This window comes from Bifidobacterium sp. W8112 (assembly GCF_016101425.1).
Classification (GTDB): Bacteria; Actinomycetota; Actinomycetes; order Actinomycetales; family Bifidobacteriaceae; genus Bombiscardovia; species Bombiscardovia apousia.
Map to the genome: position 1 here is coordinate 157,223 of NZ_JACFQN010000002.1, position 24,671 is coordinate 181,893.

Here is a 24,671-nt window from a genome sequence, read left to right on the forward strand (position 1 = left end):
CGCGCCTGGGATCGAGAATCAGGAGACCTCCTGGATCAGCCCCTGGATCCCTTTTTGCTGGAGAATCCGCCGGTAGGGGCCGGCCTCCCTGCTGATGATTCGGTCGATGGCGTGCATGCCCAGCAATTCGACCGGCGCATTGTCATCGGTCAATACCCTCCCCTTGGCATCCCCAACCGTGCTCAGTCGGAAGCTGACCTGCTCCATCATCTGGGACAGGTCCGGATCAGGGCTGACCCTGGCGGCCGCCTCCGCCAACAGGTCGGAACCCGGGTAGTCCCCCATCGCCGCCTTCTTGCCCTGGGTATCCACTCCTGATCCCGAGCAATTCCCGGAAGAGGGGCGGCGCGCAAAGAGCTCGCGGTTGGTGGTCTGGGGCACGTCGGCCGTCAGGATGGCATCGGATCCGAAGACCCTGGTGATGGTATTGGTCAGGGCCGCATTGATGGACCCCTGACCGTCGTCGATCATGTTCATGTTGACCACCATGACCCCGCCCGGATTCAGGTGGTTCCTGACCAGGGCGAAGAACTCGGTGGAACTCATCTGGAAGGGTATGGTGATGTCCTGATAGGCATCGACCATGATCAGGTCGTAGCGCTGGCCACTGGCCGCCAGCCAGGCCCGGCCGTCATAGGTGGAAACCGGAATATCGGCGGGCTGATCAAAATACTTGATGGCCAGGTTGCTGATGGCCTGGTCGATCTCCACCCCCTGGACGGCCATCCGTGGGTAGTATCGCCTCAGTTGCCGGGCGTAGGTCCCGGTCCCCATGCCCAGGATCAGGGCCGAGCGGGCCTGATCAGCCATGAGCGGCGCCGCCAGGGCCGTGTCGTAGTACATGCCGGTCATCCCGGGATGCTTCATGGTGACCGACTGAACGCCGAAGAGGACGTTGGTGGAAAGGATGGTCCTGTCCGCCAGGGTTTTGACCTGCAGGTAGTTGTAGATGGACTCGCCCTCGTAGGCCAGGCCCTTCTCCCAGAAGGCGAACCCCGTCATCGGCGACAGGGCTGCCGAGACCACAAAGGCCACCGTGGCTAGAAGGCAGGCCAGGCGGTGGGCATGGGAGGAAAGGAAGTAGATCAAGGCCACCAGGAGCAGTATCCCGGAGAAGATCAGAAAGGTGACGAAGGTCCCCACGGCCGGGATGGTCACAAAGGTGGGCAGGAAGGTGCCCAGGATGGATCCTACGGTATTGCAGGCGCTGAGCCGGCCGACCACCGAAGCGTTGTCGTCCAGAGAGTCGGTGGCGCTCTTGACCAGGCCGGGGGTGATGGTCCCCAGAAGGAAGAGGGGCGGGACAAAGATGATCAGGCAGGAGATGAAGGCCGCCAGGACCAGGAAGTTGGTGGAGACGGCCACGATCAGCAGCCCCGAGATCAGGATGATCAGATACTTGCCGACCAGGGGGATCAGGGCGATCCAGACCGCCGCGGCCATAATGCACAGGTAGAGCCTGTCCGGGTCAGGGTTCCGGTCGGCCCAGCGGCCGCCGACGACGGCCCCTAGGGCCAGGGCGATCATGATGGTCCCGATGATGATGGTCCATACGATCTGTGAGGACGAGAAGTAAGGAGCCAGCAGGCGGGAGGCCCCCAGCTCGGCGGCCATGACGGCCATCCCCGAGAAGAACTCCGTCACATAGAGAAAGATCCGAGACCGCAAAATAGGGCGCGACTGATTGATTCTGGCCCTTTTGGATGTACCGCTGCTCGGTGACTGACTGGCCTGACCTGCCGATGCTGGCGAGACAGCCGATGCGTCTGCGCTGTGATCACTGTTCATGGCGGCTCCCGGCATCATTGTCGTCAATCAACTTACCGTCCCCATGAGGAATGGTCAAATATGCAAAGAACCCCGCGAAAGGCGAGGTTCTTGCAGTAGGGTGTTCAGGTCCGCTGATCAGGCAGCGACCGGAGCGTTCACATCGGCAGGCAGGGCCTTCTTGGCCTCAGCCACGATGGCGTTGAAGGTGTCGATGTCGTTGACGACCAGGTCGGCCAGGGCGCGGCGATCCAGCTCGATGCCGGCCAGGCGCAGCCCCTGGATAAAGCGGTTGTAGGTGATTCCCTGGGCGCGGCATCCGGCGTTGATGCGCTGGATCCACAGCTTGCGGAAGTCGCCCTTGCGGGCCTTGCGGTCCCGGAAGTTGTATGTATATGAATGAAGCAGCTGCTCCTTGGCCTTGCGGTAGAGACGGGAGCGCTGGCCACGGTAGCCTGACGCCCGCTCCAGGACGACCCGACGCTTCTTATGCGCGTTGACTGCCCGCTTGACTCGTGCCATAGATATTCCTCAGCTTTCTAAAATCTCACTCGACGCGACAGCACCCGCTCAGCGGGCCAGCATCCTCTTCATGTTCTTGGACTGGGTCGGAGCGAGCACCTCGTCAGTGGACAGGTGACGACGCTTCTTGGCCGACTTGTGCTCCAGATTGTGGCGCATACCGGTCCCGGCGTGCATGAGCTTGCCCGAACCCGTGGTCCGGACGCGCTTGGATGCGGCGGAGTTACTTTTCATCTTCGGCATTGCTGCCCTCCTTGGATTTCATCTGCTTGGGAGAAGTATTGTTGTCGGCCTTGGCAGCCAGATGGGCCGCCTGACGGGCCTTGCGCTCGGCACGGGCCTGGCCGCCCCGCCGACGCTGCTCGGACTGGGTATGGACCTTCTTGCCCTTGGGCGACAGGGTCATGATGATGTTGCGCCCCTCCTGCTTGGGAGCGAACTCGATGGAGCCCAGATCCGCGACGTCGTCAGCCAGCTTGCGCAGGAGCTCCACGCCGCCGATGGGCCGGGACTGCTCACGCCCACGCAGCATGATGGTGACCTTGACCTTGTCTCCGGCGGACAGGAAGCGGCGCACGTGCCCCTCCTTGACCTCGAAGTCGTGGTCGTCGATCTTCAATCTGAAGCGGATCTCCTTGATCTCCGACATGCTCTGATTGCGGCGCGCCTCACGAGCCTTGATCTTCTCGTTGTATTTGAACTTGCCGTAATCAATGAGCTTGGCGACCGGAGGCTTGGCCTTGGGCGCAACCTCGACCAGGTCAAGGTTGGCCTCCTTGGCCAGGTTGAGGGCGACGGAGGTCGCAATGATTCCCACCTGCTCGCCGTTGGGCCCGATCAGGCGTACCTGAGACACTCGTATATCGTCGTTAATCCTTGGTTCGTCGCTAATGATGACTCCTTCTCAAATACCACAACATCCACTGCCAGGCGAAGAACCCATAGGTTTCGAACATGACTGCCGCTGCTGTATGGCAACGAAACCGCCAATGCCTGCACCGTACGTGATGACGGGCAACCGTCATCGGCACAGGTCGAACCCGAAGCCATGGAAGGCTCCCAGGTGGGATCATCCGCTTTCTTGATTTCTCAAGCCGAATAGCAGTATAACACAGGCCTCAGGACAGACCCCTAGGCTTGAAGGTCCAGCAGCTCCGGCTTGGTTCCGTCGTGGACGAAGTAGACGTCATACCAGGTCAGGAAGGAATAGACGGTCCAGATCTTGCGGCGGGCGTCGTTGCGCTTGGCGTAGTTGTCGTCCAGCATGCGCAGCAGGGCCTCCTGGTCGAAGAACTCGGACACCCAGTCCTGCTCGAACATGCTGCGGACCAGCCGGTAGTAACGCTCCTGATGCAGCCAGTCCCGGATAGGCACGGGGAAGCCCAGCTTCTCCCTGGCGGACCACTCCCGAGGAATATGACGGTCGGCAGCCTTGCGGAAGGCGAACTTGGTGTTCTGATCAGTGATCAGATATTTGGTGGGCACCTTCTCGGCCACATCCATCAGCTTGCGGTCCAGCAGAGGCACCCGCAGCTCCAGGGAGTGGGCCATGGTCATCTTGTCAGCCTTGAGCAGGATGTCCCCGGGCATCCACTGATGCATGTCCAGGTACTGCTTCTTCTTGAGCTCGGACAGGCTGCGCCCCTTGAGCCGGGCATAGATTCGCCCAGTGATCTCAGAGACACGGGGAGCCTTGCGGTAGGCCGGCTTGAGCAGCCTGCCGGCCTCGTCCTCGTCGAAGACCTTGGCCTGGCCGATGAAGCTCTCCTCGGCGGGGGCCAGGTTGGCATACAGGTGCCAGGCCCCGTGGAAGTGCTTGCCCTTGGCCCAGCGTCCGATGGCATACCGGGCCTTGCGCGGCAGACGGCCCAGGAGACGGGTGACATCCTTGATGATCCGCGAGCGCGTATGCACGCCGTAGTCTACGTAGCCTGCGAAGAGCTCGTCGGCGCCCTCCCCGCTCAGGACCACGCGCAGGTCCCGGCTGGCCAACTCGGAAAGGAAGAAGAGCGGCACGCAGGAGGGATTGGAGTCCGGCTCGTCCATATACCACTGAATCTGCGGGAAGTAGCTGAAGGCCTGGTCGCCGTCCAGGGACTCGGTGGTGTTGTTGAGCTTGAGTATGGAGGCCAGCTCGCCAGCCTGGTCGGACTCGTTGTAGGTTCCCTTGCCGAAGCCGATCGAATAGGTGTGCCGGGGGCGTGCCAGGGCGGCGACATAGCTGGAGTCCACCCCGGAGGAGAGGAAGGAGCCCACCTCCACATCGGCCACCTGGTGCGCCTTGACCGAATCCTGGACGGTCTGGTCGATGGAGTCGACCAGGTCCTTCAGATCCTGCTTGCTCTCCCCAAAGGCCGGGTCATAATACTGGTGGATGTCCATCTTCCCGTCCCGGAAGGTGAACCAATGGCCCTCGGGAAGCTTGAATACGCCCTTGAAGAAGGTCTCCGGAAGCGCCGGGTACTGGAAGGTCATGTAGGGACGCAGGGCCTGGGTGTTGAGCTCCTTGTGGAAGTCCGGATGCTGCAGGAGGCTCTTGATCTCCGAGGCATACATGAAGGTGCCGCCCATCCGGGCGTAATAGAAGGGCTTGATGCCGAAGTGGTCCCGGGCCCCGAACAGCTCGCCGCGTCCCCGGTCCCAGATGACGAAGGCGAACATGCCGCGCAGGCGGTTGACCACCTGGTGGCCCCACTGCTCGTAGCCGTGCAGGATGACCTCGGTGTCGGACTCGGTGGAGAAGGTGTGCCCCAGGTCGATCAGCTGGCGGCGCAGTTCACGGTAGTTGTAGATCTCCCCGTTCATGGTGATGGCCATGGAGGAGTCCTCGTTGAAGATGGGCTGGTCGCCGCCCTGCAGGTCGATGATGCTCAGGCGCCGAAAGCCCAGGGCCACCCGCTCATCGACGAAATGCCCCTCGTTGTCGGGGCCTCGGTGGGCGATGATGTCCGTCATCCGCTTGAGCACGGCCGTTTTTTCCTCGGCAGAGGTGTCGTTGACGAACCCAGCAATTCCGCACATTGGCATGACTCCTTATCAATCCACCAGCAGTCCACAATAGCCCAAAAGGGCAACAGGGAACAGACCGGCCTCATGCGTGGACTGCGCCGGAACCCCATGGGTCAGAAGCTCCGGCGTGTCACTGGATGCAGAACGGTCAACGGCTAACTTGGTCTACCAAGGGCAGGTAGTCCCCATAGCCCTCCTCCTCCATCCGGTCCCGCGGCACGAACCGCAGGGCGGCGGAGTTCATGCAGTAGCGCTGCCCGCCACGGTCGGCAGGACCGTCGTCGAAAACATGTCCCAGATGAATGCCGGTCTGTGCCGTACGCACCTCGATCCGGGGCCGGCCCAGCAGCTTGTAGTCCTTGCGGTTGACCAGCAGGTCGGGATCGATGGGCTTGGTGAATGCCGGCCAGCCGCAGCCCGAGTCGTACTTGTCCGCCGAGGAGAAGAGCGGCTGCCCGCTGACCACGTCCACATAGATGCCCGGGCGGAACTCCCCGTCGTAGGCATTGGTGAAGGGCCGTTCGGTGGCCGAGTGCTGGGTGACCTCGTAGCTTTCAGGGTCCAGGGACCATATGCGCTCGATGTAGCGCTGGCGGGAGGCGGCGTTGGCGATGGCCTCCAGAGGGATGTGGCAGTAGCCGCCGGGGTTCTTGAGCAGGTAGTCCTGGTGGGACTCCTCCGCCGGGTAGAAGTTGATCAGGGCCTCCACCTGCACAGCGGGATGACGGCCGGTCCTGTGCTCCAGCTCCTCCAGGGCGCGGCGGAAGACGGGCTCCTCCTGCTCGCGATGCTCGGGATCCCAGTAGAGGCCGCTGCGGTACTGCCGGCCCCGGTCGTTGCCCTGCCGATCCACCGAGAAGGGGTCGATCAGATCCAGCAGAAGCAGGGTCAGGGTCCGCAGACTGACCGTCTGGGGATCATAGGTCAGCCGAACGCTTTCCACGGCGTCGGTGACACCGCTGCAGACCTGCTCATAGCTGGGGTCGGGCACTGTGGACTGGGCGTATCCCACCTGGGTGTCGATGATCCCGTCCACCTCCTGGAAGAACCGTTCGATGCCCCAGAAGCATCCCCCCGCCAGGACGACCGTGGCCGGATTGTTGGTCGAAATCTTGTTCTTGTCCATGATTCCTCCTCACATACCGGTGCCTATCGCTAGGTTCAACAGGAGCGGGAGAGCGCCTATTCCGTTCCTGCCCCGTCTTGACAGCCTTCTCACATTGTCGACCGGCCTATCCCTGCGGCGCGAGAGGGGATTATCATTGCTGACCATTCCCCAAAACGAAGTCAGGAGGCGGGTCATGCAGCAAGCGCAAAAAGACGCTGACGAAGATGCGGAGTCCTCCGGGACCATCCTGGGCTCCCTGGCTGCGGCCTTCCCACGGACCCTGCCCATCATGGCCGGATTCCTGGTGCTGGGGATCTCCTACGGCTTTCTGATGACCAGCCGTGGCTTCCCGGTGATCTATCCGCTGGCCATGAGCGCCCTGATCTACGCCGGTTCCATGGAGTTCGTGACCGTAGACCTGCTCATGTCCACCTTCAATCCCTGGGGCGCGCTGATGCTGACCCTGATGGTCAATGCCCGCCACCTCTTCTACGGCCTGGCCATGCTGCCGGTCTTTCGCGGGACGGGCCGGAAGAAGCCCTACCTGATCTTCGGCATGTGCGACGAGACCTTCGCCCTGGAGTCCGCCGACCCCCACCCGGCCGGGACCGACAAGGGCTGGTACCTCTTCTTCGTCACCCTGCTCGACCAGATCTACTGGGTGGGCGGCGCCACCCTGGGCGCTGTGCTGGGCAACCTGGCCAACTTCGACACCCGGGGGCTGGATTTCGTGCTGACCGCCATGTTCCTGGTCCTCTTTCTGGAGCAGTGGCGGCAGGCCGAGGCCCGCCTGCCTGCCATGATCGGTCTGCTGGCCTCCCTGGCCTGCCTGCTGGTCTTCGGACCCGACCGGTTCATCATCCCGTCCATGGTGGCCATCCTGGCCATCTTCATCCTCTTGGACTTCCACAGCCAAAGGGAGGCCTCATGACCACCACGCAGCAACTGATCACCATAGGCATTGTGGTTCTGGGAACCATGGCCACCAGATTCCTGCCCTTCATCATCTGGCCGGAGGGGCGTCGGCCGCCGGCCCTGGTGACCAGGCTGGGACGTCTGCTGCCCGCCGCCGTCATGGGGCTGCTGGTGGTCTATTCGTTGAGGCACACCAACCTGGTCGGAGGCGACCACGGGCTCTACGAGGCCCTGGCGCTGCTGGTCACAGCCCTGGTCCACCTGCGCTGGCGGAACATGATGGTCAGCATCGCCTGCGGCACACTGACCTACATGGCCTTGGTCCAGGGGTGGCTGACCTTCCTGGTCGGTCTGGCTGGTCTGGGATGATGAAGACGCCTTCAAGGGACAAGCGCAGAAAGAAGAATCGCATGCAGGATGACGGCCAGTCGGGCGAGAATGTCCAAACACCGCTCTGCCGGATCTGGGGCGCAGGACAGTACTTTGGCGAAGAGACGGCACGCGGCGGACAGGCCCTGGTCATCGCAGCGGACGGAGGGCTGGAGCCGGCCCTGGAGCACGGGGACGAGCCCGAGCTGGTCGTCGGCGACTTCGATTCCCTGCCCGCCGGCAGCCGGAAGCTGCGCACGGACATCCCCCGCCGCGTCCTGCCTGCCGAAAAGGACGACACAGACCTGCTGGCCGCGGTCAAGGTGGGCTGGCAGCACGGTTGCCGACGGTTCCTTATATATGGTGGCCTGGGCGGACGCATGGACCACACGCTGGCCAATCTGAACCTGATCCATCTGATCGCCGCCAGCGGGGGCCGGGCCGAACTCTGGGGTCAAGGGATGCTGGTCACGGCCCTTGGCCCTGGAAGCCTGGACTTCCCCGCCTGGGACTGCCCGCCCAGGTCCATGCTCTCCGTCCTGGCAGCCGACGACCAGGCTCTGGGAGTAGTCGAGCAGGGCCTCAAATACCAGACGGATGGCATGACTATGACCAACCAGCAGGTGACCGGCGTCAGCAACGAGTTCCTGCCCGGCAGACCGGCCCACATAGGTCTGAAACAGGGAGCGGTATTCGTCACCTACCCCACCTCGGCGCCTCAGCCGGCCTGGAGCACCAGCCTGGAGCCCAGGGCCGACCTGGGCTCCCTGGAGACGCGGCCCTCCCGGCGGCTGGCCTGAGCCCCTTTTTGACTTGAAACCCCACTTGGAAAGGAAAAACTATGACAGCATCACCTACAGCCCAGCACCCGCTCTTCATCTGCTACAGCCGCTGCTCAACCTGCGCCAAGGCCCGCACCTGGCTGCGCGACCACAATGTGGACTTCACCGAGCGCGACATCAAGGAGGACCGCCCCACCCAGGAGGAACTGACCGTCTGGCTGGACATGAGCGGACTGCCCGTTCGACGATTCTTCAATACCTCTGGTCAGGCCTATCGCAGCCAAGGCTTAAGCAAACGCCTGCCACAGATGGACACAGAGCAGGCTCTGCAGCTGCTGGCCACCGACGGCATGCTGGTCAAGCGTCCCATCCTGCTGGATGGTCGGCGTGTCCTGGTCGGATTCCGTCAGCAGCAGTGGGAGGATTGGCTGGCCGATACGAACGAAAATTCTCACAATTCATGATCGTTTTGTTGCGCAAACACACAACAAAACCTACCAATTTTTTTGTTCGTTTTTTCCTTGGCAGAACCCGCGTTATCGCTTGCTATAAGTACACAGGGTTCTATAAACTGTGAGATGTTATCAGTAATCGGCCATATACGGTCCGGTAATTTTTGTGCTGTATACGGCCAATCTCCAAGGGAGAATTGAATGACAGTAAAGATTGGCATCAACGGATTCGGACGTATCGGTCGTCTGGCCTTTCGGCGCATCTTTGAGCTCCAGGCCCGTGGCGGCGACGCCTCCAACATCGAGGTTGCCGCCATCAACGATCTGACCACCCCGGCCATTCTGGCCTATCTGCTCAAGTACGACAGCACCCAGGGCACCTTCCGTCACGACGACGGCACCAATGTCTCGGTCACCTCCACCGACACCGCCATCGTGGTGGACGGCAAGGAGATTCCGGTCTACGCCGAGAAGGACGCCAACAACATCCCCTGGGTCAAGAACGACGGCGTGGACTACGTGCTGGAGTGCACCGGCTTCTACACCTCGGCCGAGAAGGCCCAGGCCCACCTGAACGCCGGAGCCAAGAAGGTTCTGATCTCCGCCCCCGCCAAGGACGACACCACGCCCACCGTGGTCTACGGCGTCAACCAGGAGACCCTGAAGCCCTCCGACAAGATCATCTCCGCCGGATCCTGCACCACCGGCTCCCTGGCCGCCATGGTCAAGATGCTGGATGACAACTTCGGCATCCGCATCGGCTACATGACCACCATCCACGCCTACACCGGCTCCCAGATGCTGCTGGACGGCCCCAAGGGCAACAAGCCGCGCAACACCCGCGCCGCCGCCATCAACACCATCGAGCACTCCACCGGCGCCGCCAAGGCCATCGGCAAGGTTGTTCCCTCCGTTGACGGCAAGCTGCAGGGCCATGCACAGCGTGTGGCCGTTCCCTCCGGCTCCGTCACCGAGCTGACCTGCGTCCTGGACAAGAAGGTCACCGTCGACGAGATCAACGACGCCGCCAAGAAGGCCTTCGAGGGCAAGGACTACTTCGGTTACAACGACGAGGGCATCGTCTCCTCCGACGTGATCGGCGACACCCACGGTGGCATCTTCGATCCCACGCAGACCGATGTCAACACCTACGGTGACGACCAGCTGGTCCGCACCGTTGCCTTCTACGACAACGAGTACGGCTTCACCAGCAACATGATCCGCACCCTGCTCTACTTCGCTGAGTTGGGCGACTGAGCATCCGGCCGGTTTATCCGGCCATAGCGATTATGGGGTCCGCCTCCCTACGGGGGCGGGCCCCTTGCTTATCATCGGCGCTTCCGTGTGAGCGCCCGCATGGCCAGATCGCAGACCAGCCCGACGGCCATACCCGCCAGAAAACCAATGGCCATGACGGCCAGAGGGTTGTTTTCCAACCAGGAGGCGGCCAGGTACCCCAGGGTCCACATGTAGATGGACCAGAGCAGACCGGCCAGGGCAGCCAGGGGCAGGTAACGGTTGAGCGGATACCTCGCCGCCCCGGCCGTCAGATTGACCACGGTCCGGCCTGAGGGCACGAAGCGCGAGGCCAGGGTGAAGAAGCCGCCTCCCTGCAGCAGGGCCCGGTGGGCCCATGAGGTCACAGCCTTGCCTGCGGCACCCCGGAAGACGGCCAGACGATTCAGCGGAACCATCCTCCCCAGCCCATAGGTGCAGGCGTCGCCGCCTGCGAAGGCCAGGGCGCATACCAGAAAGACCAAAACGGGCAGGGGTCGTCCCGAGGCCCGAAAGGCCGAAGCCGTAGCCAGGACCATGAGCTCCGTGGGTATGGGAATGATCAGCGCATCCAAAAAGGCGGCCAGGAAAAGCACAGCCAGCCCCCAGCCACCCGTCACCGCATCAAGCAGCCAGGCATTGACAGCGATCATGGACCACCCTTTCCGCGCGATGGCGCCAAAGACACCCCTCAGCCTCCCTAAACGGTCAGTACCTTAGCATGGAGTCATGAGCAAGAAGAAGCGGGCGGACTCGGATGCCGCGACCCCGGCCATGGCCCAGCTGGAGCGTCAGGGGGTCCCCTTCACCATCCACGAGTATCAACACAACGCCGACCATATGGACCAGGGATACGGCATCGAGGCCGCCAAAAAGCTGGGCCTGGACCCGCGCACGGTCTACAAGACCCTGATGGCCGACACAGGCAAGGAACGGGTCATCGGCATTGTGCCGGTGACCGGCCACCTGAACCTCAAACACCTGGCGGCTGCCGTGGGCGCCAAGAAGGCCCGCATGGCCGACAAGGCCCAGGCCGAGCGGGAGAGCGGATATGTCCTGGGCGGCATCTCACCCTTCGGCCAGCGCACCCAGCACCTGACCGTACTGGACCAGGGCGCCCTGGAATTCGACACCATCATGGTCTCCGGCGGCAAGCGCGGGATCAGCCTGGGTCTGGACCCGCGGGATCTGATCCGTGTTCTCAAGGCCAAGACCGCCCCGCTGGCCACCGACTGAGGGATCTTAGCCCTGGAAGCTCAGCCCTGCGGCTGTGGAAGCTTCCTGGATGACCGTGCGGAGCGCAGGGCCGCAGGCAGTACGAAGTGCATGTGCTCGTCAACCGCCCGGGCCCGGGTCATCTGGGTGAACCCTCGGGAGGCCAGGGTCTCCAGCACCCCCTGAACCAGGTCTTCGGGAACCGAAGCACCCGAGGTGAGCCCTACCGAATCCATGCCCTGCAGCCAGGCGGGATCCAGCTCGCCCGCATCGTCGACCCGGTGGGCCCTCTGCTCGCCCTGACCGGGAAAGCGCTCATCCAGGGCCTGACGGGCCACCTCGACCAGACGCACCGAATTGGAGGAGTTGGCCGACCCCACCACAACCATGCAGTCTGCTTGACCGGCCACCAGCTTGACCGCCTGCTGCCTGTTCTGGGTGGCGTAGCAGATGTCGGAGCCCGGCGGCTCCTCTATCCAAGGGAAGCGTCGACGCAGGGCCGCGGCCAGGTCGGCGGTCTCATCCAGGCTCAGGGTGGTCTGGGTCAGCATGACCAGCGGGGTGTCGGGTCCGAAGTTTAAGGCCTGAATATCGGCCTCATGCTCGACCAGATGAACCCGGTCCGGGGCCTCCCCCATGACTCCCACAGCCTCGTCGTGCCCCCGGTGGCCTATGTAAATAATCCGGTAGCCGTCGCGAACGAAGCGCTGGACCTCCCGGTGAACCTTGCTGACCAAGGGGCACGAGGCATCGACCACACGCATTCCCCGCCGCTGGGCCTCCTTGACGACCGAGGGGGCGATGCCATGGGCCGAGAAGACCACAGGAACCCCGGCACGGACGGCCTGATCGGGAATCTGATCCAGCTCGTCCACGAACACGGCCCCTCGCCGGGACAGGTCCTCGACCACATGGCGGTTGTGGACTATCTGCCGGCGCACATAGACCGGGGGCAGATCCTGGTGGGGGTTGTCCGCATCCAGGATGGTCTGCACGGTCTGGATGGCACGGTCCACCCCCGCGCAGAACCCACGCGGATCAGCCAGGATGACCCGCCCATGCCCCTGCGTGGTCGGCTGTTCGCACACGGTGGTCCGAAATACTGCCACTGCCGCTCCTTATCAACGTCCATCCGGGCGGTCCCGGACATTGCAAGACCATGGTAGAAAGCCAGAGCCGCTCCCGGTAGTCCATCCGCCACTCTTTCACCAAGAAGCCAAGACCACCCAGGCGCTAGGATGGTGGCGTAGCAAGCATCAACGGCACTATGGAAGTGGGAGCATGCATACGAACGAGATGATGGGCGGGGCCGTGCCCCGGACCGGACAGCAGTACAGCATCCGTCATGGGGACTACGAGGCGGTAGTGACCGAGCTGGGAGCCATCCTGCGCGTCCTGAAATACCGAGGCAAGGACCTGCTGGCCTCATTCGACGCGGATGGAACCGTACCCTGCAGCAACGGGAACGTGCTGGTCCCCTTCCCCAACCGGATTGAGGACGGCACCTACGACTTCCAAGGCCACACCTACACCCTGCCCATCGATGAGCACGACCGGCGCACCGCCATCCACGGCTACGGCTACCGCGCCTACTGGCACCTGCAGGCCCTGGCTGAAGACTCCGTCAGCCTCTCCTGGCGGGTGCCCGACATGGCCGGATACCCCTTCGACGTGGTGGTCACCGTCACCTACACCCTGGACGACCAGGGGCTGACCATGACCACCCGGGCCCTGAACCTGGGCGACGAGGCCGCGCCCTGGGCCTTCGGCATCCACCCCTGGCTGTCCAACGGCAAGCAGGGCGTCGGTGACCAGATTCAGAAGGACAACGCCCCCTGCACCCTGTCCATCCCCTGCCGCACCCACGTAGTGGTCGACCCGGACAGGCTGCTGCCCACCGGCACCGAACCTGTCCAGGGACGAACCGATCTGCGCCAGGGCCCTGTGTTGGGCGAGGATACGGCTTTCGACGACGCATGGACCGATGTGGAACGGGACGACGACGGCACCTGCTCGGCCTGGTTCACCAGGCCGGATGGCATCCGCATTCAGCTCTGGGGCGATGAGACCATCACCTCCTGGCAGGTCTGCACCGGAACCGGCTTCGACGCAGGCATGCGCCCGGCAGGCGTTGCCGTAGAGCCTATGACCGCCTATGCCAACGCCTTCCGGACAGGCCGGAACCTGGTCATTCTGCAGCCTGCCGCTACATACACCACCCAGGTGGGTTACCGGGCACAACAGCTCTGAGCGGCCTGGCTGGTCGACAAAGGTCAGCCCGGTGTGCGATAATCGGCAAGGCTTATCGGATCATCAGTAGCAAAGGAGTCCAATCATGGGCATGCGCGGACGCAAGCGCAGGGATCGCCGCAAGAAGGCCGCCAACCACGGTAAGAGGCCGAACACCTGATCGTCTGCCCCGGCACCAACGGTGCCGGGGTTTTGCATATATGCATAAAGAAAAACCATGGCTGCATTCGCATGACCATGATCTGTGCAATAGCCTGAATAGCCGGACAGAAGCGATCCTCTGCCAAGAAACAGGCTGGATCTGCTTGACCTTATCTACTTGTCCGTAGCGCGATCCGGGGTTCCCTGCTCCAGTTCATCCATCTGATCGAACATGTGCCTGAGCCGATCCAGCAGACAGTCCGGTGCGCATTCGGGGCGCAGATACCGGCGCAGCTCCTCGATGACCATGCGCTCCCGATCGTCGCAGCAGGATTCCGGATCGAAGCAGTCGCTGGGATCCACACAGGAGGCATCCCGATAGATGCGCAGGCTGGTGTGGGACACCCTGACAGAGCCGCCGTCATCGTAGGCGTAGTGACTCATCTCCACGCGTCCGTCCATGCTCCTGCCCGCTTCCTGATACCCGATCTTCGGGGGCCCTCAATGCCCCTTGTTGCTGATCTCTTTTTTTATACTAGGCCTGGCAGCACCAGTGCCATGGTGTTCCGCTGAGGGCTTGCCTGCAGCCTCACGCTCCTGCTGGTAACCGCGCTCCTGGGCATAGCGCTCCAGCTCCTGGCGCAACTGCGAGCGCGCACGGTTCAGCCGGCTCATGACCGTGCCGATCTTGATGCCCTCCTCGTCGGCCACCTGCTGATAGCTCTTGCCGTCGATGGCAGCATCGATGAAGACCCGTCGGCGTTCCGGGCTGAGCCGGTCCAGGGCTGCCATGATCTCCTCGGGGGCAAAGGTCTCCATGTACTCCTGCTCGGCGGATTTGAGCCCTTCGGACCCGTGCTCCGAGGCCGAATAGATGTCCCAGTCGTTGTACTCGCCGGTCGAGTCGTTGGCCCTTTGCGGGCGCCGCTTGGCCTTGTGGTACTGGTTGAAGTAGGCGTTGCGCTCGATGGTGGTCATCCAGGCTTCGAAGTTGCTGCCGGGCTGGAAACGGTCGAAGGCCTTGAATCCGCGCTCGAAAGTGTCCTGAACCAGATCCTGGGCATCGTCGGGGTTGTTGGTCAGGCGCATGGCCTGTCGGTACAGCACATCCACCGCAGGCATGGCCAGGGCCTCGAATTGACGTTTTCTGCTTTCGAGTTCGCTGGTATCTGCCACACCCCTATTGTGCCATCCCCCCTCGCCCGTGGCGGTTTCGACCCGGTCGCGGGCCGGTCGGTCCTCGGTTACCATAATGACGAAGGAGAAATCACGCTTATGGAAAACACCGAGTACACGAGCATGGAGCAGGCGCTTGCGTCCGCCCCGGAACAGGAGGGGTCGACTCGCCTAGGGGACTCCTGGCTTCTGGGGTTCGACACCGAAACCACGGGCACCAGACCAGGCAAGGACGGCATCGTCTCGGCCAGCCTGGTTCTGCGCGACCCGAGCAAGGGCTACTCAGGGGATGTCGTAGCCACCTGGATAGTCAATCCGCACCGGCATATCAGCAAGGGGGCCAGCCGGGTCAACGGGTTCACCGACCAGCAGCTGGCCGCCGAGGGCATGGAGCCTGAGCTGGCCACCGAGCAGATGGCCGGGTTCATCGCCCGCGCCCAGGACAAGCGCATCCCCCTGCTGGCCTACAACGCCCCCTTCGACGTGCAGATGCTGGACGGGGACATCGCCCACTGGTGCGCAGAGTCAGTCAAGCCCTTAAGCGAGGGGGATCTGCTGGTGGTGGACCCTCTGGTTCTGGACAGGGAGATCTCCCACCGGTCGGGCCGCCGGACCCTGGGGCTGACCAGTGAGTACTACGGCGTCATCCCCCATGGCAACTTCCACAATGCCACGGCGGATACGGTGGCGGCCGTCGACCTGATCAAGCCCATGACCACCCTCTTCCCCCAAGTGGCCCGAATCACCATGGACTCCCTGATGGACTGGCAGCGGCAGGCGCAGGCCAAGTGGCGGGAGCAGTTCAACCAGCATCTGATCTCACAAGGCCGTCGCCCAGTCACCGACTCCTGGCTCTGAGGCTCAGCTCCAGGGCCGATCCGCTACCTGCTTTTTGCCCATTCAGTCAAGGGGTCGTCGGATCCTCCTGCCCTGGCCTTGAGGCGGTTTAGACTGGTATCTGGTCTCGCTCGGGGGCACCGATCGGGACGGGAACCATTGAAGTGACGAACCTACAGACAAGGGGGAAGCCGGCATGGCGCTGACGATGGCTTCAACTCTGGAGCTGCTGCGCAACCATCATCAACTGCGCGAGGTGATCCAGGGCGACCAGTGGACCTTGCATACTCCAGAAGACACCGAGTCATCCAAGCCCTTCACCGACATCACCTACGACACCCGCCAGGCTGGACCTGGCAGCCTGCTCTTCTGCAAGGGCCACTTCCTGCCCAAATATCTGGATGCCTGCGATCCCGAGGGTCCACAGGCCTACGTGGCCCAGCAGGATCTGTCCGCCCATACCAAAGCCCCGGGGATCATCGTCAACGACGTGCGCAAGTCCATGAGCCTGCTGGCCGCGGCCTTCTACGGGTATCCCCAGGAGCAGCTGACGCTGGTGGGCATCACCGGAACCAAGGGCAAGACCACCACCGCTTACTTCCTGCAGGCCATGCTGTCCAGGATCTCCGGAGGTCGCGCCGCCCTGCTCTCCTCGGTGGACAACTGCCTGGACGGCCGGCACTACCAAGAGTCCCAGCTGACCACACCCGAATCGCTGGATCTCTTTCGGATGATGCGCCAGGCGGCAGACGCCGGCATGCGCTACCTGGTCATGGAGGTCTCCTCCCAGGCCTACAAGGTGGACCGCGTCTACGGGTTGACATTCGACATGGGGGCATTCCTGAACATCTCCCCCGACCACATCAGCCCCATCGAACACCCCAGCTTCGAGGATTACTTCTACTGCAAACGCCGCATAACCTACAACAGCCGGCAACTGGTTCTGGGAGCCGATGCGCGCGGAGCCGACCTGATCCGTCAGGATGCCCGCGACGTCAACGTCCCGGTGACCACATTCGGCGATGGAACCCGGCAGGCCGATTTCCTGGTTCGCAAGGCTCCCGGCCAGGGCGACGACTACCTGATAGGACCCGCCGGCGGAGCCATGAGGCCGGTCAGCCTGTCCATGGACGGGGATTTCAACGCCCTGAACGCGGCCGCTGCCCTGGCCATGCTGACCCGTCTGGGTCTGGAGCCCGATGCCGACGCACTCCGGGCCATGGGGAGCGTCAGGATCGCCGGCAGGATGGAACGCTTCAAGGCCGACAACCGAGTGGTCTACGTCGACTACGCCCACAACAAGGCCTCAGTCACCGCCCTGCTGGATTTTGTGGACGAGCGTTACGGCGAGCGCAAGCCCCTGATTACCCTGGTCTCCGGTTCCGCTGGCGGCAAGGCCATCGACCGCAGGGAGGGCATCGTCGCCGCCGCCCAGGACCGCGTCGACCGGCTGATCCTGACCGCCGACGACGAGGAAGGGGAGAGCGCGGACCAGGTGGATCGCCAGATGCTGGGCTTCGTGACCAACCCAAGCCTGGATGCCAGCATCGTTCCGGACAGGGCCCAAGCCATCCGGCAGGCCTTGGGAGACCCGGGCCTGCCAGGGGAGCGTCTGCGCGTCACACTGGTCATCGGCAAGGGTGAGGAACGTTGGTTCAAGACGGACAGCGGCCACGTGCCCTATGAGGGCGATGACCACGTAGTGGCGCGCCTGCTGGGCACGGAAAGCTACGACCTGGGAGCCACCGGCGCAGCCCAAGGATGACGATCCTGACAGGACCCTAAGATGGAAAGCCAAATGCCCCGCGGCAGGGCGGAGCGCACGAGCATATAGTAGGTGGTTTCATACAGATGCAAGAATTCCAACCGGTCATACTGGGCAGCGACATCAACGCCTACGGCATGGCGCGCGCTTTTCATGAGGCCTATGGACTGGTCTCCACCGCCTTCGCCCACCAGCAGCTCTCCCCCACCAAGTACAGCAGGATCATCGACGTGCACCTGGTGCCGGATTTCACCAATCCCCAGGTCTTTGTGCCGTCTCTGAACGTCTGGGCCGATGCCTATCACCGGGATCACCCAGACGTCACCCTGCTCCTGCTGCCCTGCGGGGACACCTATGCCAACCTGTTGGACGAGTTCGGTGACCCCCTGCGCGAACGGTTCGTCTTCAACGCCATCGATGCCAAGCTCAACCGCGCCCTCTCACTCAAATCCTCCTTCTATGAGCTCTGCGACCGCTATGACCTGCCCCACCCAAAGACCGTTTCAGTGAATGCCGATGACGTGAAAGCCGGACGCCACCGGAACCTGCCCTTCGACTACCCGGTGGCCATGAAGCCAGCCGACAGCGACGAATGGCTGGGCATCGACTTCCCCGGGAGAAAGAAGGCCTTCATTTTCAGCAACCCGGAGAAGCTGGACACCATGATCCGCAGGTCCTACCAGGCCGGGTACACCTCGCAGATGGTCATCCAGGACTTCGTGCCTGGGGGCGACGACCACATGCGGGTGCTCAATGCCTATGTGGACCGCCACCACCGGGTGCGCATGATGTTCCTGGGGCACCCGCTGCTGGAGGACCCCACCCCCGAGGCCGTGGGCAACTACGCAGCCATCATGCCCGACTACAACCAGGACATCTTCGACCGGATCAAGGCCTTCCTGGAGGACATCAACTACAGCGGAGTGGCCAACTTCGACATGAAGTACGACCCGCGCGACGGCGTCTACAAGCTCTTCGAAATCAATCTGCGCCAGGGCCGCAGCAGCTACGTGGTCACCTTGAACGGCTTCAACCTGGCCCGCTGCTTCGTGGAGGACCTGGTTCTGGACACCCCCTTCAACGGACGCACCGTCTTCGGCCGGGGGCATCGCCTCTGGATGGAGATTCCCAGGGACATCTTCCGCACATACTGCGCCGAATCCGAGGACAAGCGACAGGCCATGGCCATGATTCGCCGCGGAGACTGGGGCACCACTCTGGAGTACAACAAGGACCGCAGCCTGCTGCGCTGGCTGATGATCCGGCACATGTTCGCCATCTACCGGCGCCGTTACCGGCGCTACTTCCGTGACAAGGGGGAGCTGGCATGAGGAACTTCTTCGTCGTCCTGGGCGGCATGGGCACCCTGGCCACCGAAAGCTTCGTGCGGGTGCTGGACCGGATGACCGGGGCGCACCGGGACCAGGACTTTCTGGACTATGTGGTCTTCAACCACGCCACCGTGCCGGACCGCACCGAATTCATCCTGGGCCGCAGCAAGGATGATCCCTTCCCCTACCTGGCCGAGGATGTGCGCCAGGCCACAGCCATGGGCGCCTCCTTCATGGTCATGGCCTGCAACACCGCCCATCAGATTCTGCCCAGGCTCCAGGCCTTGACCCCGGTCCCTATTTTGGACATGCCCCAGGCCACCATCGACTGGGCCGACCGGCACTATCCGGCGAAAACCCATCCTCGCATGGGATACATGGGCACCGAGGGGTCCCGCCATGCCGCCATCTACCAAGGTCCGGCCGGCAGCGCCGGCTACCAGCTGGTGGATCCGGACCAGGCCCTGCAGGACCGTGTGAGCGCGCTGATCTACGACGACGTCAAGGAAGGGCGACTGGACAAGGACCGCTACCTGGGCGTTCTCAACGCCTTCCTGAAGGACTACCGCTGCGACTCGGTCCTGCTGGGCTGCACCGAGCTCTCGGTGCTCAACGAGGTCTACCCCATGCCACAGCTGCCCATCGTGGACTCACAGGCCGTTTTGGCAGAGGTCACCCTTGATCGGGCTCGGGCTCTTCGCGGCCGGAGCGATTCGGATCCTTCAGCCGCTGGGAAATGACGGCCGTCACCCCGTCCCCCCGCATGGTGACCCCGTAGAGGGCGTCGGCGATGCCCATGGTCCGCTGCTGGTGGGTGATGATGATCAGCTGGGCATGCTCCCGCAACTGCTCGAAGGCCTTGAGCAGCCTGGTCAGGTTCACATCGTCCAGGGCGGCCTCGACCTCGTCCATGACGTAGAAGGGGCTGGGCCGGGCCGTAAAAATGGCCAGAAGCAGGGCCAGGGCCGTCAGCGACCGCTCCCCGCCCGAGAGCAGGGAGAGCCGACGGACCTTCTTGCCGGCCGGGCTGGCCTCGACCAGAACGCCGGTGGTCAGCAGGTCGTCCGGGTCCTCCAGCCGCAGCCGCCCGCGCCCGCCGGGGAAGAGGGTGGCGAAGATGCGTTCGAAGGCCTGGGCGGTGTCGTCGAAGGCCTCCTTGAAGACCGTGACCATGGTCGAATCCAGATCCTTGACCAGGGCCATCAGATCGTCCCGGGACCCGATCACATCCTGACGCTGCTCGTGCAGGTAGCGGTTGCGGGACTCCAAGGCCTCGTATTCCTCGGTGGCTAGCGGGTTGACCTTGCCTAGAGCGGCCAGGTCCCGCTTGGCCTTGGCCAGCCGCTTCTGCTGCTCACCGCGCTTATAGGGCACCGTTTTGAAGGCTGGCGAATCACCGTCTTCCTCCGTCGCCTCCTGATCCAGGGGCACCGGATTGCCCTCGTCATCCAGGACGGGCACCGGACGATCGGGGCCGTATTCGCGGATCAGCTCCTCAGGTTCCATGCCCAAGTCATCCTGGATGCGCTGGCGCAGGCGACCATCTTCGCCAGCCAGGCGCTCCCGCTCCAGATCCAGACCGTGCTCATCCTGGCGCAGATCGGCCACCTTGGGTTCCATATCGTCCCTGCTGGCCCGCAGATCGGTCAGCTCCTTGTCGTGGGCCGAAGCCTTGGCCCTGAGCTGATCCCGGCGGCGGGCCGCATGCTCCATCCTCCCCTTGATCAGCTGGGCCAGCAGGTCGGCCCTAAGCGCGATCAGCCCCAGGGAGGCCATGCCGGCCTTGCGACGACGGTTTTCCTCGCCTATCCGCTGACGATGACGCTCGGCCTGGTCGGCCTGATCCCGCAGCAGATCAATCTGCCGCAGTAGGGAGACATGCCGCCGGTCGCTCTCCGTCCAGGTCAGCTTGGCCTCCATCTCGGCGGTGCGGGCCTGGTCCAGGGCCGTCTCCAATTCATGCTGCCGGTCTTCCATACCCTCCGGGTCATCCGGATCAGAATCCCCATCCTCCTGGGCACGGGCCAAGCCGGCTTTCAGATCTTCCAGTTTGAGTTCGTGGGTGCGCACCTGATCACGCACCTGGGTCAGCCGGTCATCCAGATCCTTGACCCCGGCCTGGGCTCGATCGGATTCCTTGCGGGCTGCTGCCAGCTCCCGGGCAGCCTGCTCGGCCCTGACCCGGGCCTCGGTGCACTGGTTGCGCGCCTCCTGCAGCTGCTGCTCGGCCTGCTCAAGGGCGGCACGGGCCGCATCCATCTGCGGCTGCAAAGTCCGGGACTCCTCCTGGAGGGTCTCCACCTGTGCCAGGGCCTTATCCCTGCGTGCGGTCAGCGCCAGGTCGCTGGTGGCCGGGGCGGATCCGCCAACCGCACCCACCCGATCGTAGAGGTCGCCCAGGCGGGTCAACGCCTGCTGCCATCCGTCCTCCAGGGCACGGCGGGCCTGATCGGCGTCCTCGACGGCAGCTGTAGAGGCCAGCAGACTGCGGACAGCCGTCAGCACCCCCTGGGCCCGGTCAGGATCAGCAGGATGCTCCCGCAGGGCCACCAGGTCGGCAGCTGACCGCCAGGGGCCATCGCCGGGCCTTACACCGGCGCCTTCGAGTGGGTCTGATGCTGAGATCAGCGCGGCGCGTCCCAGACGGTCTCGGCGGGCCCGCTCCAGGGTCTGGTCGACCGCCTGGCCATCCCTGGCCACCAAGGCCGAGGCATAGTCGTGCAAGGCCTGGGCCAGGGGCTCCTCCCAGCCCTCCTCTACTCGGACGAAGTCGGTCAGTACACCCAGCAGGGCCGTATCCCCCGCCTGTGACAGGGCCTCGCCGGCGCCGCGATGATCCAGCGTGTCCGCCAGGGCATCGGCCTTGGCCTGGGCCGATATGGCATCGGACTGGATGCGGCGTTCGCGCTCCTGGAGGTCGTTGAGTCTGCTGCGGGCCTGATCCCTGACCTGACCTGCCTGCTCCAGCGCCTGTCTGCCATCCTGGTCAGAATCTTCTTCCTGGCTGTCCAAGTCCCGCACCCGGCTCCTGGCTCGTTCAAGGCTCTCCTTGACTTGATCCTGCTGACGGGTCAGGTCACGCTCGCGCTGCCTGGAAAGTTCCAGGGCCGATTCCTCCTTGGCCACCAACTGCGCCAGGTCGCCCAGCCGAGCCTGCCGCTTTCTGGCCGCCTGCCGCAGCTCGGTCATGGTCTGCCGGTGGGCGGCCAGCCGCCGCTCCAGATCCGCACGGGCCTGGACGCAGCCGTCCAGGGCGATCCGGTCGGCGCCGACCTGGCCCTCTTCCTGGTCGGCCTGGCCCTTGAGCTCGTCGGCCCGCCGCCTGAGCACCCCAGGATCCTGACCCTGGTCGGTCACCATGCCAGCCTCCAGCGAACGGCCCCGCTCCCTGGCCAAGGATGCCAAGGATCCGGCCCGCTCACCCAGCTTGGTCAGGTCGTTCCACTGCTGGTTGACCGCCTCCAGAGCCGGGCTGGACTGTCGGTCCAACCCCTCCAGCTGTTCGATGCGCAACTTGACCCTGGTCAGATCCTCCTGCCCGCGAGCCAGCTGCCCCCGAGTCTCTGCCATCTGCGAGCGCAGGTTCTCTAGCTTCCTCTGCGAGGTCAGAGCATCGTCGGCATGGATGCGGGCCTGGGCATCCCGCAGGCTGACCTGAATCATGTCGGCACGGCGGGAGACCTTGGCCTGGCGGCCCAGCGGCCCCAGCTGCCGATGAATCTCGCCGATCAAATCGTCCAGGCGGGACAGATTGGTCTCGGTGTTGGCCAGCTTGTGCAGGGCCCGCTCCTTGCGCTTGCGGTGCTTGAGGATGCCGGCCGCCTCCTCGATGAAGGCGCGATGGCCGGCCGGATCAGCCCGCAGGATGGCATCCAGCCGTCCCTGGCCGACGATCACGTGCATCTGCTGGCCCAGCCCGGTGTCGCTGAGCAGCTCCTGGATGTCCAGCAGGCGGCAGTCGGACCCGTTGATGGCGTATTCGGACCCCCCGTTGCGGTAGATGGTCCGGCTGATGGTCACCTCGGTGTAGTCGATGTCCAAGGTCCGATCAGTGTTGTCGATGGTCAGGGTGACCTGAGCCCGGCCCAGTGGCGGCCTGGAAGAGGTGCCGGCGAAAATCACGTCCTCCATGGATCCGCCGCGCAGGCTCTTGGCTCCCTGCTCGCCCATGACCCAGGCCAGGGCATCGACGATGTTGGATTTGCCTGATCCGTTGGGGCCCACCACAGCGGTGATACCCGGCTCGAAGCGCAGGGTGGTGGCCGAGGCGAAGGACTTGAAGCCCTTGAGGGTCAGCTCCTTGAGGTACATCAGGCGCGCTCCGCCTTAGGTTTGGCCAGATCGGGATTGGGACGCTCGGCCAGCAGGGTACGGGCGTCGCCGGCGGTAACGAAGCTGCCGCAGATCAGCACTCCCCGGCCATAGCCCACGCCGGTCTGGTCCTCGCTGTCGACCATGTCGACGGCCGTCTGGATGGCATCGGGCATCCGGTCGCGCCTGACCACCCTGTCGGGTCCGAAGACCCGCACCGCAACCCGTTCCAGATCCTCGGCCGGCATGACTCGGCCCTTCCAGGAGTTCTCGGTGACCACGACGCTGTCCAGCACGGGTTCCAACAGTCCCAGATAATCCTCCACCTGTTTGTCGGCCATCATGGAGATCACACCCACCAGCTGCTTGAAGTCGTAGTTCTCCTCGATGGCCGCACGCAGGGACTGGGCCGCGTTCAGGTTGTGGCCGCCATCGATGATGATGGTGGGCGAGGTGCGCACCTGCTCGATCCGTCCGGGGATGCGCACCTGGCTCAAGGCCTCGGCCACCAGATCCTGGTCCAGGGCTCCGTTGACGGGGATGACCGTCTCGGCCGCAGCCAGGGCAGCCAGAGCGTTGTGGGCCTGGTGCTCGCCGAACTTGTCGATGGGCACATCCTTATAGAGCCCCTGTGGGGTGCGCAAGGTGGCCACCTGGCCGCCCACTGCGGGCATGCGCGAGACCACCTCCAGCTCGCTGCCATCCCTTAAAAGGGTGGGGGCGCCCTGCTGGCGCACGGCCTGCTCGATGATGGGCATGACGGCCTCCTCATGCGGCTGGGCGCCGACGATGACCGTGGACTTGGGCTTGATGATCCCGGCCTTCTCCCCTGCAATCTGCTCGACCGTATCCCCCAGCCACTGCATATGATCCATGTCCACCGGGCCGATGATGGCGGCGTCGCCATCGAGGACGTTGGTGGCATCCCAGCGGCCGCCCATCCCCACCTCGACGATGGCCACGTCCACGGGGGCATCGGCAAAGGCCCAGACAGCCATGGCAGTCAGGACCTCGAAGAAGCTCATGGGAGCCCTGCCTTGCTGGGCGAAGCGGTCGTCCACCATGGCGATGAAATCCTCGATCTGCTGGTAGAGGTCCACAAAGTCCTCGTCCGAGAGCTCCTGGCCGTCGATGGCGATCCGCTCGTTGATCCGCTCCAGGTGGGGCGAGGTGTAGAGCCCGGTGCGCAGACCGTAGGCCCGCACCAGAGCCTCGGCCATCCGCGCCGTGGACCCCTTGCCATTGGTCCCGGTGACATGGATGACCCGGAAGCTGTGCTCGGGGTGGCCCAGCAGGTCCAGCATCATCCCCATCCTGTCCAGGTCCAGGTTGGGGCTGTCATGCTCGGCGGGACGCGCCATGATGGCCCGCTCGACATCGCGAATATTCTGACCCTTGCTGTTGGGGTGTTCGAATGACATATTCTGCCTGCGCCTCCTGCTGGCT

General features: G+C 63.8%; 24 protein-coding genes. 12 read left to right on the forward strand and 12 right to left on the reverse strand.

Going from position 1 to position 24,671, the window contains the following annotated elements; translation table 11 throughout:
* Nucleotides 1–18 precede the first annotated feature (18 nt).
* The 6 genes from H3T92_RS05045 to msrB form a co-directional block, all read right to left on the reverse strand.
* A complete protein-coding gene (locus H3T92_RS05045; RefSeq protein WP_332460632.1) occupies nt 19–1,644 on the reverse strand; it encodes a spermidine synthase in 1,626 nt (541 codons plus the stop codon).
* 261 nt (nt 1,645–1,905) lie between these two features.
* A complete protein-coding gene (gene rplT, locus H3T92_RS05050) occupies nt 1,906–2,289 on the reverse strand; it encodes a 50S ribosomal protein L20 (protein ID WP_015021618.1) in 384 nt (127 codons plus the stop codon).
* Nucleotides 2,290–2,337: 48 nt separating this feature from the next.
* On the reverse strand, nt 2,338–2,532 hold the full coding sequence (rpmI, locus tag H3T92_RS05055; RefSeq protein ID WP_015021617.1) for a 50S ribosomal protein L35: 195 nt from the start codon (nt 2,530–2,532) through the stop codon (nt 2,338–2,340).
* Nucleotides 2,513–3,184, reverse strand: coding sequence for a translation initiation factor IF-3 (infC, locus tag H3T92_RS05060; RefSeq protein WP_029676114.1), 672 nt, complete (start codon nt 3,182–3,184; stop codon nt 2,513–2,515). The genes rpmI and infC overlap by 20 nt, the downstream gene beginning before the upstream one ends.
* 236 nt (nt 3,185–3,420) lie before the next feature.
* Nucleotides 3,421–5,310, reverse strand: coding sequence for an asparagine synthase (glutamine-hydrolyzing) (gene asnB / locus H3T92_RS05065; protein ID WP_198189487.1), 1,890 nt, complete (start codon nt 5,308–5,310; stop codon nt 3,421–3,423).
* Nucleotides 5,311–5,446: 136 nt separating this feature from the next.
* Complete coding sequence (gene msrB, locus H3T92_RS05070; protein ID WP_198189488.1) at nt 5,447–6,424, reverse strand: peptide-methionine (R)-S-oxide reductase MsrB; 978 nt, start codon at nt 6,422–6,424, stop codon at nt 5,447–5,449.
* Between the two features lie 175 nt (nt 6,425–6,599).
* Between msrB and H3T92_RS05075 the strand changes: the two genes are divergently transcribed.
* From H3T92_RS05075 to gap, 5 genes are all read left to right on the forward strand, one after another.
* Complete coding sequence (locus tag H3T92_RS05075; RefSeq protein WP_198189489.1) at nt 6,600–7,337, forward strand: AzlC family ABC transporter permease; 738 nt, start codon at nt 6,600–6,602, stop codon at nt 7,335–7,337.
* Nucleotides 7,334–7,690 (forward strand): branched-chain amino acid transporter permease, encoded by a 357-nt coding sequence (locus tag H3T92_RS05080; protein ID WP_198189490.1) that lies wholly within the window; start codon nt 7,334–7,336, stop codon nt 7,688–7,690. Before H3T92_RS05075 ends, H3T92_RS05080 begins: the two co-directional genes overlap by 4 nt.
* Before the next feature lie 41 nt (nt 7,691–7,731).
* Nucleotides 7,732–8,490, forward strand: coding sequence for a thiamine diphosphokinase (locus H3T92_RS05085; protein WP_198189491.1), 759 nt, complete (start codon nt 7,732–7,734; stop codon nt 8,488–8,490).
* Between the two features lie 41 nt (nt 8,491–8,531).
* The gene (locus tag H3T92_RS05090) at nt 8,532–8,936 is read left to right on the forward strand and encodes an arsenate reductase family protein (RefSeq protein WP_198189492.1); all 405 of its coding nucleotides are present in this window, start codon (nt 8,532–8,534) and stop codon (nt 8,934–8,936) included.
* 189 nt (nt 8,937–9,125) lie between these two features.
* Complete coding sequence (gene gap / locus H3T92_RS05095) at nt 9,126–10,181, forward strand: type I glyceraldehyde-3-phosphate dehydrogenase (RefSeq protein WP_198189493.1); 1,056 nt, start codon at nt 9,126–9,128, stop codon at nt 10,179–10,181.
* A 71-nt stretch (nt 10,182–10,252) separates the two neighbouring features.
* Here the strand turns inward: gap and H3T92_RS05100 are convergent, their stop codons facing one another.
* Nucleotides 10,253–10,852 (reverse strand): DedA family protein, encoded by a 600-nt coding sequence (locus tag H3T92_RS05100; RefSeq protein WP_198189494.1) that lies wholly within the window; start codon nt 10,850–10,852, stop codon nt 10,253–10,255.
* Nucleotides 10,853–10,928: 76 nt separating this feature from the next.
* Here H3T92_RS05100 and ybaK point away from each other — a divergent pair, with 76 nt between their 5' ends.
* A complete protein-coding gene (ybaK, locus tag H3T92_RS05105; RefSeq protein WP_101432160.1) occupies nt 10,929–11,435 on the forward strand; it encodes a Cys-tRNA(Pro) deacylase in 507 nt (168 codons plus the stop codon).
* Between the two features lie 20 nt (nt 11,436–11,455).
* Here ybaK and H3T92_RS05110 read toward each other — a convergent pair whose 3' ends face one another.
* Nucleotides 11,456–12,523, reverse strand: coding sequence for a 4-hydroxy-3-methylbut-2-enyl diphosphate reductase (locus H3T92_RS05110; RefSeq protein ID WP_198189495.1), 1,068 nt, complete (start codon nt 12,521–12,523; stop codon nt 11,456–11,458).
* 172 nt (nt 12,524–12,695) lie between these two features.
* Between H3T92_RS05110 and H3T92_RS05115 the strand changes: the two genes are divergently transcribed.
* Nucleotides 12,696–13,664, forward strand: coding sequence for an aldose 1-epimerase family protein (locus H3T92_RS05115; protein ID WP_198189496.1), 969 nt, complete (start codon nt 12,696–12,698; stop codon nt 13,662–13,664).
* A gap of 85 nt (nt 13,665–13,749) precedes the next feature.
* Nucleotides 13,750–13,824 (forward strand): 50S ribosomal protein bL37, encoded by a 75-nt coding sequence (locus tag H3T92_RS08380; RefSeq protein ID WP_099327425.1) that lies wholly within the window; start codon nt 13,750–13,752, stop codon nt 13,822–13,824.
* A 155-nt stretch (nt 13,825–13,979) separates the two neighbouring features.
* Here H3T92_RS08380 and H3T92_RS05120 read toward each other — a convergent pair whose 3' ends face one another.
* Together H3T92_RS05120 and H3T92_RS05125 are read right to left on the reverse strand one after the other, a co-directional pair.
* The gene (locus H3T92_RS05120) at nt 13,980–14,267 is read right to left on the reverse strand and encodes a hypothetical protein (protein WP_198189497.1); all 288 of its coding nucleotides are present in this window, start codon (nt 14,265–14,267) and stop codon (nt 13,980–13,982) included.
* Between the two features lie 39 nt (nt 14,268–14,306).
* Entirely contained in the window at nt 14,307–14,927 is a 621-nt protein-coding gene (locus tag H3T92_RS05125; protein WP_198189676.1) for a sigma-70 family RNA polymerase sigma factor, read from the reverse strand.
* Between the two features lie 153 nt (nt 14,928–15,080).
* Here H3T92_RS05125 and H3T92_RS05130 point away from each other — a divergent pair, with 153 nt between their 5' ends.
* From H3T92_RS05130 to H3T92_RS05145, 4 genes are all read left to right on the forward strand, one after another.
* Entirely contained in the window at nt 15,081–15,839 is a 759-nt protein-coding gene (locus H3T92_RS05130) for an exonuclease domain-containing protein (protein WP_198189498.1), read from the forward strand.
* A 175-nt stretch (nt 15,840–16,014) separates the two neighbouring features.
* Nucleotides 16,015–17,583 (forward strand): Mur ligase family protein, encoded by a 1,569-nt coding sequence (locus H3T92_RS05135; protein WP_198189499.1) that lies wholly within the window; start codon nt 16,015–16,017, stop codon nt 17,581–17,583.
* 86 nt (nt 17,584–17,669) lie between these two features.
* Nucleotides 17,670–18,914: a carboxylate--amine ligase gene (locus tag H3T92_RS05140; protein ID WP_198189500.1), complete on the forward strand. Its 1,245-nt coding sequence runs from the start codon at nt 17,670–17,672 to the stop codon at nt 18,912–18,914.
* Nucleotides 18,911–19,654, forward strand: coding sequence for an aspartate/glutamate racemase family protein (locus H3T92_RS05145; protein WP_198189501.1), 744 nt, complete (start codon nt 18,911–18,913; stop codon nt 19,652–19,654). The genes H3T92_RS05140 and H3T92_RS05145 overlap by 4 nt, the downstream gene beginning before the upstream one ends.
* On the opposite strand, the gene smc is transcribed toward H3T92_RS05145, so the two are convergent.
* Both smc and H3T92_RS05155 read right to left on the reverse strand, forming a co-directional pair.
* Nucleotides 19,587–23,225 carry a chromosome segregation protein SMC gene (gene smc / locus H3T92_RS05150; RefSeq protein WP_198189502.1) on the reverse strand — a complete coding sequence of 1,213 codons (3,639 nt, stop codon included), beginning with the start codon at nt 23,223–23,225 and terminating at the stop codon, nt 19,587–19,589. The genes H3T92_RS05145 and smc overlap by 68 nt on opposite strands.
* Nucleotides 23,225–24,646, reverse strand: coding sequence for a bifunctional folylpolyglutamate synthase/dihydrofolate synthase (locus H3T92_RS05155; protein WP_198189503.1), 1,422 nt, complete (start codon nt 24,644–24,646; stop codon nt 23,225–23,227). Before H3T92_RS05155 ends, smc begins: the two co-directional genes overlap by 1 nt.
* Between the last annotated feature and the right edge of the window lie 25 nt (nt 24,647–24,671).